The 12366-nt window shown below is 58.6% G+C and carries 15 protein-coding genes; 6 read left to right on the top strand and 9 right to left on the bottom strand.

All coding sequences use genetic code 11. The annotated features are described in order from the left end of the window. The first annotated feature begins 582 nt into the window (after nt 1-582). The 4 genes from AC2FI8_RS11565 (at nt 583) to AC2FI8_RS11580 (ending at nt 3486) form a co-directional block, all read left to right on the top strand. A complete protein-coding gene (locus AC2FI8_RS11565) occupies nt 583-723 on the top strand; it encodes a hypothetical protein (RefSeq protein ID WP_496764573.1) in 141 nt (46 codons plus the stop codon). A gap of 36 nt (nt 724-759) precedes the next feature. After that, the gene (gene purF, locus AC2FI8_RS11570; RefSeq protein ID WP_496764571.1) at nt 760-2283 is read left to right on the top strand and encodes an amidophosphoribosyltransferase; all 1524 of its coding nucleotides are present in this window, start codon (nt 760-762) and stop codon (nt 2281-2283) included. 268 nt (nt 2284-2551) lie between these two features. Then, the gene (locus AC2FI8_RS11575) at nt 2552-2800 is read left to right on the top strand and encodes a hypothetical protein (protein WP_058271935.1); all 249 of its coding nucleotides are present in this window, start codon (nt 2552-2554) and stop codon (nt 2798-2800) included. Nucleotides 2801-2841: 41 nt separating this feature from the next. Then, complete coding sequence (locus tag AC2FI8_RS11580) at nt 2842-3486, top strand: SDR family NAD(P)-dependent oxidoreductase (RefSeq protein WP_496779131.1); 645 nt, start codon at nt 2842-2844, stop codon at nt 3484-3486. A 59-nt stretch (nt 3487-3545) separates the two neighbouring features. Here the strand turns inward: AC2FI8_RS11580 and AC2FI8_RS11585 are convergent, their stop codons facing one another. The 4 genes from AC2FI8_RS11585 to AC2FI8_RS11600 all read right to left on the bottom strand — a co-directional run bounded on the left by AC2FI8_RS11585 (nt 3546) and on the right by AC2FI8_RS11600 (nt 6057). Continuing rightward, nucleotides 3546-4388, bottom strand: a complete 843-nt coding sequence (locus tag AC2FI8_RS11585) for an ATP-binding protein (RefSeq protein WP_496779133.1) — start codon at nt 4386-4388, stop codon at nt 3546-3548. A 116-nt stretch (nt 4389-4504) separates the two neighbouring features. After that, on the bottom strand, nt 4505-5380 hold the full coding sequence (gene tatC, locus AC2FI8_RS11590; RefSeq protein WP_058278110.1) for a twin-arginine translocase subunit TatC: 876 nt from the start codon (nt 5378-5380) through the stop codon (nt 4505-4507). Beyond that, the gene (gene tatB, locus AC2FI8_RS11595) at nt 5377-5835 is read right to left on the bottom strand and encodes a Sec-independent protein translocase protein TatB (RefSeq protein WP_058271821.1); all 459 of its coding nucleotides are present in this window, start codon (nt 5833-5835) and stop codon (nt 5377-5379) included. The genes tatC and tatB overlap by 4 nt, the downstream gene beginning before the upstream one ends. Before the next feature lie 6 nt (nt 5836-5841). Then, on the bottom strand, nt 5842-6057 hold the full coding sequence (locus AC2FI8_RS11600) for a twin-arginine translocase TatA/TatE family subunit (protein WP_058271822.1): 216 nt from the start codon (nt 6055-6057) through the stop codon (nt 5842-5844). Between the two features lie 217 nt (nt 6058-6274). Between AC2FI8_RS11600 and AC2FI8_RS11605 the strand changes: the two genes are divergently transcribed. Together AC2FI8_RS11605 and AC2FI8_RS11610 are read left to right on the top strand one after the other, a co-directional pair. Beyond that, nucleotides 6275-6583: a hypothetical protein gene (locus AC2FI8_RS11605; protein ID WP_058278112.1), complete on the top strand. Its 309-nt coding sequence runs from the start codon at nt 6275-6277 to the stop codon at nt 6581-6583. A 15-nt stretch (nt 6584-6598) separates the two neighbouring features. After that, nucleotides 6599-7270 (top strand): helix-turn-helix transcriptional regulator, encoded by a 672-nt coding sequence (locus tag AC2FI8_RS11610; protein WP_496779136.1) that lies wholly within the window; start codon nt 6599-6601, stop codon nt 7268-7270. 61 nt (nt 7271-7331) lie between these two features. Here AC2FI8_RS11610 and AC2FI8_RS11615 read toward each other — a convergent pair whose 3' ends face one another. From AC2FI8_RS11615 to AC2FI8_RS11635, 5 genes are all read right to left on the bottom strand, one after another. After that, a complete protein-coding gene (locus AC2FI8_RS11615; protein ID WP_496779138.1) occupies nt 7332-8501 on the bottom strand; it encodes a peptidoglycan DD-metalloendopeptidase family protein in 1170 nt (389 codons plus the stop codon). A 63-nt stretch (nt 8502-8564) separates the two neighbouring features. Beyond that, on the bottom strand, nt 8565-9215 hold the full coding sequence (locus AC2FI8_RS11620) for a protein-L-isoaspartate(D-aspartate) O-methyltransferase (RefSeq protein WP_058271826.1): 651 nt from the start codon (nt 9213-9215) through the stop codon (nt 8565-8567). Further along, entirely contained in the window at nt 9212-9994 is a 783-nt protein-coding gene (gene surE, locus AC2FI8_RS11625; RefSeq protein WP_496779140.1) for a 5'/3'-nucleotidase SurE, read from the bottom strand. The genes AC2FI8_RS11620 and surE overlap by 4 nt, the downstream gene beginning before the upstream one ends. A gap of 120 nt (nt 9995-10114) precedes the next feature. Next, nucleotides 10115-11218: an ABC transporter ATP-binding protein gene (locus AC2FI8_RS11630; protein ID WP_496779142.1), complete on the bottom strand. Its 1104-nt coding sequence runs from the start codon at nt 11216-11218 to the stop codon at nt 10115-10117. Between the two features lie 62 nt (nt 11219-11280). After that, nucleotides 11281-12327, bottom strand: coding sequence for a methyltransferase domain-containing protein (locus tag AC2FI8_RS11635; protein WP_496779144.1), 1047 nt, complete (start codon nt 12325-12327; stop codon nt 11281-11283). Nucleotides 12328-12366 lie beyond the last annotated feature (39 nt).

A 12366-nucleotide genomic window follows, 5' to 3' on the forward strand; every position in this document is an offset into this window, starting at 1 on the left:
TGCCACAGCGAAAGTAAGAAAATCCGCCGACCACAAACTGAACCACCGCAGGCGTCCCAACGAATTTGGGAACAGATCGTCGACATCAAATGATGACGACAGCAATACCGAACAAGCTGCAATACTTGTCCTGATGAACTGGAATGTAGCCGGGAATTTTCCAGATCGCATTCGGGCTCAGACGAACCCTTCGCCTGCACAAACCGTGCATCTAATCGTCTTTAAACCGAAACAGCCGTCGCAGCGATTGAAAATCGGCTTCCCGTGAATGTCGCGGCTTTTGATAACCTCCCCCGATCCATTACAGATCTGACAGGGTGCCCGCCCCATGCCCCTGCATCGGTGACACCGGCGCTTTACCGGTTCTTCTTTTTTGTTTCCTTGTTTGTGCTGCCACATGCCGGGTATCCGATCGAACCTGTATCATTGCCGAAAACTCACTATGTCGACCATGACACCACATGCCCGCGGCCGCTGTCACCTTTTCAATTTGTTTTTGGCAGAATCCGCATGCGTCAAATCGCGAATGTGATCCTTTGATGACACAGGCGCGCTTAGGCATTATGTGAGTGGCGAACTGACATGGAATCGGAGCTGCCGATCTTGCTGTATCTGTTTTCTTACGCGCTTACCGTTGCGACGCTGGCGTGTGCGCGCCGCCAATCGGCCGGGCGACAATGCGTACAGATACCGCTGTCCAGACGGTCCGACCCGCACACCTAATCAACATAAACACGTCATGGAAATTGGAGCCCGTATATGTGTGGCATTTTAGGGATCGCAAGCAGGACACATGATGTCTTTGCGGAAATCTATGACGGGCTGCTGATGTTGCAGCACCGGGGTCAGGATGCCTCGGGGATCGTGACCTATACCGGTGAATTCTTCCGAGAGAAGAAAGCCAACGGGTTGGTCAAAGACGTCTTTAACGCCTGCGACGCCGAGACCCTGCTGGGACAGGTCGGTATGGGGCATGTGCGCTACCCTACGGCCGGATCGCTTAGCGCGGCTGAGGCACAGCCGTTCTTCGTCAACGCGCCCTATGGCATCTATCTGGTCCATAACGGCAACATCACCAACACCGCCGAGCAGCGCGAGAAAGTCACCGCCAAATACAGTCGTCATCTGCGCACCACGTCGGATTCAGAGATTATGCTGAATGTGCTGGCCGACAAAGTGGCCGACGCAATCAAGGTCAATGGCAATGCCGAACCGATCCGCAACATCTTTGCCGGTGTGAAGATGACAATGGAACGCGTTCAGGGTGCCTATTCAGTGATCTGTCTGGTGGCCGGTGTTGGCATGCTGGCGTTTCGCGATCCCTACGGCATTCGACCGCTGTCGGTTGCCAAGCGCGATGTGGATGGAGACGGCGACGACTATGCCTTTGCGTCCGAAGACGTGGCATTCGGCATCAACGGATTTGAAAAGCTGCGCGATGTGAAACCGGGTGAGGCCATCCTGATTGACCTCGATGGCAACATGCACACGTTCCAGGCGGTCGAAGGTCAACTGACCCCCTGTATCTTCGAATACGTCTATCTGGCCCGTCCGGATTCGCTGTTAGATGGTGTTTCGGTCTACAAAACCCAGATGCGTATGGGCCAGACGTTGGCGCGCCAGATTGAGGCTGCAGGCCTTGAGATCGACCGCATCATTCCTGTGCCGGACAGCGCGCGCCCTGTGGCGCTTGAGGTCGCGAAAGCCACGGGCATTCCTTACCGTGAGGGTCTGGTCAAGAACCGCTATGTAGGCCGCACATTCATCATGCCCGGTCAGGAAGAGCGTCAGAAATCCGTACGCCGCAAGCTGAACGCGGTTCCGCTGGAGTTCAAAGGTCACAACGTATTGCTGATCGACGATTCCATCGTGCGCGGCAACACGATCAAAAAGATCGTTCAAATGTGCCGTGAAGCCGGGGCCAAGAAGGTGTTCATCGCCAGCGCCTCGCCACCGGTAAAATTCCCCAACGTTTATGGTATCGACATGCCCACAAAGCATGAGTTGATCGCAAACGGTAAGAACATTGAGGATATCCGGCAGGAGCTGGGCGCAGACGCCCTGTTCTATCAGGATCTCGATGACCTGATTTGGTCCGCCAAGGAAGGTAACCCGGATATCGAATCCTTCGATTGCTCGTGCTTTGACGGGAATTACATTACCGGCAGCGTCAGCGAAGACTATCTGGACAGCCTCGAAAACAGCAGCCGGGTCAGCAAGAAAAAGCAGGACATGCAGGTGCCCGGCGGGTCCTGGAATGCGGCCAAACTGGCGTCCGGCTAAGAATACGCGCCCGAATCAGACTGCAGTGATGGCCCGTTTCGCAATTGCGATGCGGGCCTTTTCACGTATGGGCCGCGCCTGATCGGTTGGTTTTCGCGCACAACTTTTCGATGAAGAAACCGCAATTGCAGGAGCTTCGGCGGCGCAGTTATTCAGCCGCGCTATCGCGCAATCCCCGCCTCTTTAGTTCCTGTCCTTCGTTTGATAGCGCATTTGCCGAACCACTCATAAAACAAGGGGTCAGGCCAACGTGGCCAGGCCGAAAATTATGTCAAACGCCAACGTCAAAAACGCGGCCACACAGACGGGCGCGCTAAAGAAGAACTCAGTCTCTGTGCTGGGCGTCTTTGGTCCAAAAGCTGACATGCGTGCGTTGGTGCGCCTGTCGTCAGGCCGGGTCAAAGAGGTCAAGCCCGGCAGCCGGGTGTCGTCGGGCACTGTGATTGCCATTGATGACGAAGGCGTCATGCTGCGACAAAGCGGCCAGACCAAGCGGATCGTCATCCCCGGAAGTTAATCTGTCTTGACGCCCTGCGCGCATGGGTTCAAACCGCCCTTATGACCGATCAGACTAAAATTGCCCTCATCACCGGGGCTTCGCGCGGATTGGGTGCTGCCCTGGCCGAAGCTCTGGCACCCGAGTATCACATCGTCGCCGTTGCCCGCACCACTGGTGGGCTGGAAGAGTTAGACGACCGGATCACAGCCAAAGGTGGCGCGGCCACGCTTGCGCCGATGGACATCGCGGACCCGAACGCCATGGCGACCCTGTGCCGGGGAATCCATGACCGATGGGGCAAAGTTGATCTGTGGATGCACACTGCAGTCCACACCTCGGCCCTGACGCCTGTGCATTTCGTGGACCCCAAGGAATGGACGAAGGCGGTCAACATCAACGCAACAGCCACGTCGGTTCTGATCCCGTATATTGCCCCCCTGTTGGGCGACAGCGGCCATGCGGTGTTTTTTGACGATCCCAAAGCGGGTGAGAAGTTCTATGGCATCTATGGAGCAACTAAGGCCGCGCAATTGGCGCTTGCCCGCAGTTGGGCGGTGGAGACAGAACGCACGGGTCCGCGCGTTTCGATCGTGGAACCCGCGCCGATGCCGACGGCCGTACGCGCCAGGTTCCATCCCGGCGAAGACCGCAATGCGTTGATAAACCCGGCGGATGAGGCTGCCAGAATTTTGGCATTGTTGTAGGAATTGCCCTTTAGGCCATGCCTCCAGTGGGGGTATTTTGGCCTGATGTAGCGGGCGGTCTAGGCGATATGCACGCCGTTGCGCCCAGCCAGATCGACAAAGAACTGCCATGCCACGCGACCCGAGCGTCCGCCCCGGGTGGCTTGCCATTCGATGGCCTCGGCGCGCAGGATATCGGCGTCGACGCTTACACCATGAGCCGCGCAATACCGGTCGATCATCGCAAGGTATTCATCCTGATCGCAGGGATGGAAGCCCAGCCACAGGCCGAACCGGTCAGAGAGCGAGACTTTTTCCTCGACCGCCTCTGACGGATTGATCGCGCTGGAGCGTTCGTTTTCGATCATGTCCCGCGGCATCAGGTGACGGCGGTTCGAGGTCGCGTAGAAGACAACGTTTTCGGGGCGGCCCTCGATGCCTCCGTCCAGCACCGCCTTGAGTGATTTGTAATGCTGATCATCGTGGCTGAACGACAGGTCATCGCAGAACAGAATGAACCGGTGCGGAGCGGCGCGCAGATGGTTGAGAAGGCGCGCGACCGAGCCCATGTCTTCACGCTGGAGTTCGACTAGTTTGAGGTCAGGAAATTCCGCCTGCAACGTACCGTGGACAGCTTTCACGAGGCTGGATTTGCCCATGCCCCGCGCACCCCACAACAGCGCGTTGTTGGCCTTGTATCCGGCCGCAAAGCGGCGCGTGTTGTCCAGCAACGTATCACGTGAGCGATTAATGCCCACCAGCAGGTCCAGATCGACACGGTTGACCTGTTTGACCGGCTCCAGCCGGTCCGGCTCGACTTGCCAGACAAAGGCCGGGGCTGCCGCGAAGTCAGGCGCGGCCAAAGGCGCCGGTGCCATGCGTTCCAAGGCGTCAGCGATACGGTTCAGGGCTTGGTCGTTCATAGGCGCCTCCGGTCGGTTTTGCTGGTTTCAAACCATGTTCCGCCGGGCGCAACAAGAGCCGCGCACAAAAAAGGCGCGCCCCAACGGGCGCGCCTGATTGTTACCGATCATCAGGATTACTTGCCTTCTTCTTCCTGAATGATCTCTTCATCCGCTTCTTCTTCGTCGTCATAGTATCCATCGGCGCGCAGTTGTTCCTCGCGCTTCTTCTCAACACGTGCGACCAGGAAGATCGAAACCTCGTACAGCCCATAGACGACCACGAACAGGATGACCTGCGTGATCACGTCAGGCGGCGTCACCAGCGCGGCCAGAACCAGAATGGCAACCACAGCGTATTTACGCACGCCCCCCAGACCTTCGGCAGTTACCAACCCGGCTTTGCCCATCAGGGTCAATAGAACCGGCAGCTGGAAACACAGCCCAAAGGCCACGATGAACTTGATCGTCAGGTTCAGGTATTCCTGTGCCGAGCCCTGGAAGACCACGCTCAGCGGCGCTGTGACCGTGCCGTCAACTACTGCCTCGCCTTCCGCTCCGAACTGCTGGAAACCCAGGAAAAAGTCGTAAGCCAGCGGCGTGACCACGTAAAACGCAAAGCTTGCCCCCAGCAGGAACATGAACGGCGACGCCAGCATGAACGGCAGGAACGCATTCTTTTCTGTCCGGTAAAGGCCTGGTGCCACGAACCGCCACATCTGCATCCCGATATAGGGGAACGCCAGTATGAAGCCGCCCAGCAACGAAACCTTGATAGCAACGAAGAAACCTTCCTGCGGTGAGATGAAGATCAGCCCACAATCCTGTCCGCGATCAGCTAGAACCTGACACAAGGGATTCGTCAGGAAGTTAAACAGCGGCGTAGCGACCGTGAAACAGATTATCATCCCGATCAGGAACGCCACGACGCAGTGAATCAACCGCGTGCGCAGTTCTGCCAGATGCTCGATCAATGGGGCCGAGCTGTCTTCGATCTCGTCGGTATTGCTCATGTCTTGCTTTCAGTATTCAGCGCGGCTTCGGCCTCTTCAGCCTTGGCTAGCGCATCCGCAGCTTCTTTGGCCTTACGCTCGGCAGCGGCACGCGCGGTCGAGGCCTGGATCTTCTTGGCCTGCTCGGCACGTTCAGCAGCCAGCTTGCCGGTTTCGCTGTCGGGGTCGAACTTGGTCGGGTCCATGCTCTTGGCCATTTCCTGTGCGGCCTCTTTGACACCGTCCATGGCGGTGTTCACAGGATTGGTAGCCGCATTCAGACCCTTCTTGATCTCGTTCACGCCCGCCTGATCCGCTGCCTCGTTCATGGCGCTGCTGAACTCGCGCGCCATGCCACGGGCCTTGCCAACCCAGCGGCCGACATTGCGGAACAACACTGGCAGGTCCTTTGGCCCAACAACGATCAGGGCAACAACGCCGATGACCAGAAGCTCGGTCCAGCCCAGATCAAACATCTGCGCTTAGACCTTGTCTTTGTCTGTCTCGGGCGTGACGTCTTTTGCCACCTCGGACGCGTCCTGCTCCAACTCGTCCGCGCCTTCTTTCACGCCTTTCTTGAACGAGGTGATGCCTTTGCCCACTTCGCCCATAAGCGAGCTGATTTTGCCGCGGCCAAACAGCACCAGCACCACAACGGCAATCAGCAGAAGACCGGGAAGTCCGATATTGTTAAGCATGTCTCTTCTCCTTTGAAGTCGGCGCAAGCGCGCCGGGAATATGATCTGGCACTGTGTTTACGCGCGGGCGGTCCATCGCAAAAGCGTGTCGGCCTGGTTCTGTGCCCAAAAATGAACGGATCACGTGATTTTTGAGGACTCGCAATTCTCAACTGACAGGTTTATGTCAGTTGAGAGCGCGTAGAACGGCCCTGTCCCATCAAAACAGGAGCATGACGTGACACAAATCGCAGAAACCGTAACCTTCAAACTCGCGGCCGATGTAACAAAGGAGGATTTCGTGAACATCATGAAAGGCACCGAATCCTTTGTTCGGAACGCAGATGGATTTGTCTTTCGGCGCCTCAGCGCAGGGGATGACGGGCTTTGGACCGACACCGTCATCTGGGCAGACATGGATTGCGCTCAATCCGCCGCCGCTGCCTTTCCCAAACAGGACTTCGCCCCCGCGGTGATGGCCGCAATCGCTCCAGACACGGTCACCATGCGCCACGATGCAATCCATTGGACCATCGGAGCGTCATGACACACAGGACATCCCATGCGCCGCTCTGACCGGCTGTTCGATATCATCCAGATCCTGCGCGACGGCAAACTGCACCGTGCGCAGGACATCGCGGACCGGCTTGAGGTGTCGGTCCGCACCATCTATCGCGACATGGATACGCTGGTTGCCTCGGGCATCCCCGTCGAGGGCGAACGCGGTGTGGGCTACATGGTGCGTGAGCAGATCACCCTGCCCCCGCTGAATCTAACCCCTGCCGAGCTTGAGGCGTTGAACCTCGGTATGGCCATCGTGGCCGAAGCCGCAGACCCCGACCTCAAGGCCGCAGCCACGTCGCTGGCCGACAAGATCGACGCCGTGTTGCCCACGCAGGTCGTGGCCGAGGCTGACAGTTGGAAATTTGCGGTCTATCCCTTTGCCGATGCAGCCCGTGGGCTGGCGCATATGGCCCCGATCCGCGCCGCCATCAAATCGCGGCAAAAGTTACGACTGTCTTACCGCCGGATCGACGGCGTTCTGACCGATCGGGTCATACGCCCCCTGCACATGGAATACTGGGGGCGCGTCTGGACACTGACGGCGTGGTGCGAGTTACGTCAGGGGTTCCGTGTTTTTCGCATAGACCTGATCGAAGCAATCTCGCCCCTGCCGGAGGTCTTCGCAGACGAGCCCGGCAAGCGCCTAAGCGATTATGATCCGCACGCCTGACGGGATTCGTCTTTTCGCAAATACTCTGGCCGAATGCTTGGCCCGCTCAGGGCCATAACCTTCACCGCAGATAGGGTTCCGGATCGACAGATTCGAACCCTTTACGAACCTCAAAATGCACATAAGCATTGTCGCCACCGCGCAAGGAGGCGATCTTTTGGCCGCGCTTGACGCGAGCACCCTTTTTCACAGTGATGTTTTCGACATTCGCGTAGACGGTCAGCAGGTCGCTGTTGTGCTTTACCACAATGATCGGCACTTGATCCGCGTCTGCCGTGATTGCGGCGACGGTGCCCGCTGCGGCAGCGTTAACCGGGCTACCAGGCGAGGCCGCAATGTCGATGCCTTCGTTCGAGCCCTTTTTATAGGTGCGGATGATCGTACCTGTGACAGGCAGTCCAAGCGCAGAATTGCTTTGCGTAGTTGGCGCTTCGGCGGTCACGTCAGGTGCGGGCTCGGCGGGCTTGATGACTTCATCCGGCAGAGGTTGCGTCGCGCTGGGCGGCGTCGGTGTCGGCGATCCCTGCCCAGGTTGGGTGATCGTAGTCGCAGGGACTGTTGTCACGGCGGCCGCCTCCTGACGGGGCGCAGGCTGGTTCTTGATAGGAATCAGCAGAAACTGTCCTTCACGCACGGTAAAGTCCGACCCCAGCCCGTTCCACTCGGCCAAGGCATCTACCGGCACGTTATACAGGCGCGCGATCGTATACGCGGTTTCGCCGCGCTTGACCTTGTGGCGAATGGGTTCGGGTCCCGCCGGCGCAGGGGCCGGAGCAGGCGCGGCGGTTGGTTGTGCCGGTTCCAGCGTCGATGTGCGCACCGACCCATCCGCCGGAGCTGCGTCAATCGCAGTGCCTGCAATTGTCGCGATATCGACAGAGCTGGCCGCGCTGACGGTACGGGGCAAGGCGACCACCTCGCCATCACGCAGCTGGTCCGCAGCTTGCAATCCGTTAAAACGCGCGACTTCCGCTGCCGGTAATCCGACCCGGGCAGCGATATCGCCAACCGTGTCGCCCCGGCGCGCAACGGCCACTTGATAATTGGGATAGCTGATCACGCCACGCGCATCCGGAGCAGGCCGGTTCGCGGTGGCCGCCTGCGCCGCATCGGCCGTGGAAAAACCACCGACATTGCCGCGCAGATCATAATCTATGGGGCCCTCGCATCCCGCGAGGAACGCCAAAGACGCAACACCTGCTGCGACTGCTGATTTGGAAACTGCTCTCATTTTACTGTCCTCACCGCCTGCCCCTGTTGTCCGGGGTTCCAGCGCTTATCGCGAAATATTTCCTTACGCTCCGTCTTTGCCAAGCCCTTCTAGCAGGGGCACGAACCGAACGGGCAACAATTCATCATAGTCCAGGCCGGTCTCAGTGCGTCTGACCCGGATCAGGGTCTGAACCGCATCCGACTGTCCCACCGGCAAAACCATGATACCGCCGATTTTGAGCTGCGCCAAGAGCGGCCCGGGCGGGTCCTCGGCGGCGGCGGTCACAATGATACGATCAAACGGGGCTTGTTCCGACAAACCGAACGATCCGTCAGACAGCATCGCCGTCACATTGGTCATTCCCAGTTCTCGAAACAGCTCGCCGGTTTCGCGCACCAGACGTTTATGACGTTCGACCGTATAGACCCGGCGCGCCAGCTTGGACAGAACCGCCGCCTGATAGCCCGAGCCTGTACCAACTTCCAGCACCGTGTCACGAGGGCGCACATCCAGCGCCTGCGTCATCAGCCCCACAACCGAAGGCTGGCTGATCGTCTGGCCACAGGCGATCGGCAGCGGTGTATCCTCATAAGCGCGCTCGGCGAACAGACCCTTGACGAAACGGCCCCGATCGACCTGTTCCATCGCAGCCAGAACGCGCGCATCCGTTACCCCGCGCGACCGCAGGGCAAAGAGGAACTGCATGGTTGTTTCTGGATCAAGCCCGCTCATTCGATCGACTTCAGTTGTTCCAGAACATCATGGGCCGTCAGGTCCGCACGCATCGGTGTGACCGAGATGTAGCCCCCAAGATTAACCGCCGCATCCGTGCCGGGTGCGGTCGGGTTGTGCTGATAGCCGCCCTTGATCCACAGGAACCTCCGACCCGAGGGCGAGCTGTGCGGTTCAACCGAGAAATTGGTATCCCGACGAAAACCCTGCGGCGCGATGCGCGTCCCCAGAACCTCATCCGCTGGGACAGGCGGGAAATTCACGTTGTAAAACAGGCGGTAATCGCCCTGCTCTCCAGGCGTTGCTTTTAGAATTCGCCGCACGAGGTCGGCCCCGTAACGCGTTGCAGCCTCAAAAGGATCATCCAGACCCAGGTTCCGCGGTCCGAAATACTGCGACAAGGCAATCGCAGGAATACCCTGCAGGGCAGCTTCCATCGCCCCACCCACCGTGCCGGAATACAGCGTGTTCTCGGCCGAGTTGTTGCCCCGGTTCACACCGGACAACACCAGATCGGGCGGCGTGTCTTTCATGACGTCGTGCAGCCCGGCCAACACACAGTCAGCGGGTGAGCCTTCGGCGGCAAAGCGGCGTTCGCCCAGCTTGGCGACCATCATCGGGTGGGTATAGCTGATGCAGTGGCCGACACCCGATTGTTCGAACGCAGGTGCCACGACCCAAACCTCGCCATCCGGGCCTGCCAGATCGGCGGCAATCGCCTCAAGTGCGATCAGCCCTGGGGCATTGATCCCGTCATCATTGGTCAGAAGTATACGCATAAGCCCCATCCACCCGGCGTTTTGCCCTTGATAGACCCGCCCCCGCGTCGCGGCAAGCAAAGCGCGCGTCCAATCTGATGCTTTCGCGCACCACTTGGCGTTAAACTGTGGCTTTCCAGCCTAAACCGGGAAAACGAAACACCTGTCACGGCGGATGGTCAGCCACATGACCCGCCCCGGACTGGGAACAAAGACATTGGGCACCGTCGCCCTCAGGATTGAGCCATCATGGTCCATCCGAAATTCAACAAGGCTTTCGTTGCCCAAAAACCGTGCCCGCTCGACCACGCCCCGCGCCGCAACGCCGTCGGTCGGTGTCGGCAGCGGGCCCTTGCCGTTACGGTCAAAGTCCAGCCGCACGTGCTGTGGGCGGAATACGATCTCGACATCTGTATTGTCCGGAACGCCGGGTGCCAGAAATTGCCCGAATGGCGTTTCGGCCAGGGCTCCATTCACTTTGGATGGTAAAACATTGATATCACTAAAAAATGCCACCGCCGCCTTGTCCGCCGGGCGGGTAAAGACGTTGTAGGGCGCGCCTTGTTGCACGACTTTACCGCGCCGCATCAGGGCGATTTCATCCGCCATGCGCATCGCTTCTTCAGGCTCATGCGTGACTAGAACAACTGCGGCGTCCTCTTCCTTGAGGATCGCAAGCGTTTCATCCCGAATGCCGTCCCGCAACCGGTTGTCGAGGCCCGAGAAAGGCTCGTCCATCAGCATGATCCGCGGACGCGGGGCCAATGCGCGGGCCAGTGCCACACGTTGCTGCTCGCCACCTGACAGATGATGCGGGTAGTCATCGACGAAACGCATCAGGTCGACTTTGCGCAGCAGCGCTTCGACGCGGGCGCGTTTTTCGTCCCTATGCCCCTTCAGGCCAAAGGCCACGTTGTCGGCAACGCTAAGATGCGGAAACAGGGCAAAGTCCTGAAACATCAGCCCTATTTCGCGCCGCTCGGGCGGTACACGAAACACCGTGTCACAGATCAGCTTGCCATCGACGTAGATTTCACCGGATTCCTGCATCTCGACGCCCGCGATCATGCGCAGCGTCGTGGACTTGCCGCAGCCCGAAGGCCCCAACAAACAGGTCACCTGCCCCGCCCGCACCGTCAGTGAGACGTCATCCACGACAACCCGCCCCTCATACCGGGCGATCAGATTTCGGATTTCCAACCGAGGAGGAGTAGCGTTTTCTGTCACCGATGGGCCCCGTTGCATTTCCCGATCAATTCCATCGGGCTTAGGCGGGGATAACAACCCCGCCCCTCAGGTGCAAGAGATCAGCAACAGCCGCCGGATGGGGCCTCGCCCGTGGCTTCAAACGGGCTTTCACCACCGCAGCCTTCGAATATCCCGTAATGGGTCGAGAAATCGCCGATGAAGTCGAAATGCCGGGCAAAACGGGTGTCTTTCAACATCATCCAAGTGTTCCCGCAGACAGGAAAGACCTTGCCTGCCTCGATCGCGTGGTGATCATCCAGTTCGAACAGATGCGGGGCGTTCGGGATGGTGCCCTTGTAGATCACGGCCTGGCCGTAATCCTCACACGCAGGCTCCAACTCGGGCAGCTTGAACAGACGGTAGGTGGCAGACAGGAATTTTAGAGGCGCAACACGCTCTTCGAGCACCGCGTTTTCGATGGTCAGCGGACGGTGTGTGACCCGACGCGGATCGCCAAAGCCCGCCTTGCGCGACATTGACAGAAAATCGTTCCAATACAACGCGCCGGACAGGCATTCGCCGTACAAAACCTCATCCTCGGCCATCTCTTTAGGCACTCGGCGGTCGGCGTAGACGTCCGAGAAATACATCTCGCCCCCGTCTTTCAGCAGCCGGTGCGCACCGCGTAAAACAGCTTCTTTATCGGTGGCCAGATTGATCACGCAGTTCGAGACGATGATGTCAAAAGAACCGGGTTCCAGATCAAGCTCATCCAGCTTTTCGATATAGCCGTGGTGGAATTCTACATTGCTGGCAGAATGCCCAAAGGCCTGCGCGTGATAGTCCTGATGCGCGCGCGCGATGTCCAGTTGCTCCGGCGTCATGTCCACACCGACAACGCGCCCCTTTTCGCCCACCATTGCAGACAAGGCATAAACATCACGTCCTGCACCGCAGCCGAGATCCAGAATGCTCATCCCCTCAAGGTCGTACGGAGCGATCAGACCGCAGCCATAGTAGCGCGTCAGAACTTCGTCATGAATTTTCGACAGGATCTTTTTGACATGATCCGGCATGTCATCAGGCGTACAACACGCGTTTGTCTGCAAGTCCGAGCTGCCCTGCAAGACTTCGCCATAGTAATTCTGCACTGCCTCATGCTTCATCGCGGTTATCCTTCTGTCTGATGGCTGAATAGCAGCTAA

The organism is Ruegeria sp. CDSB029, from assembly GCF_059611125.1.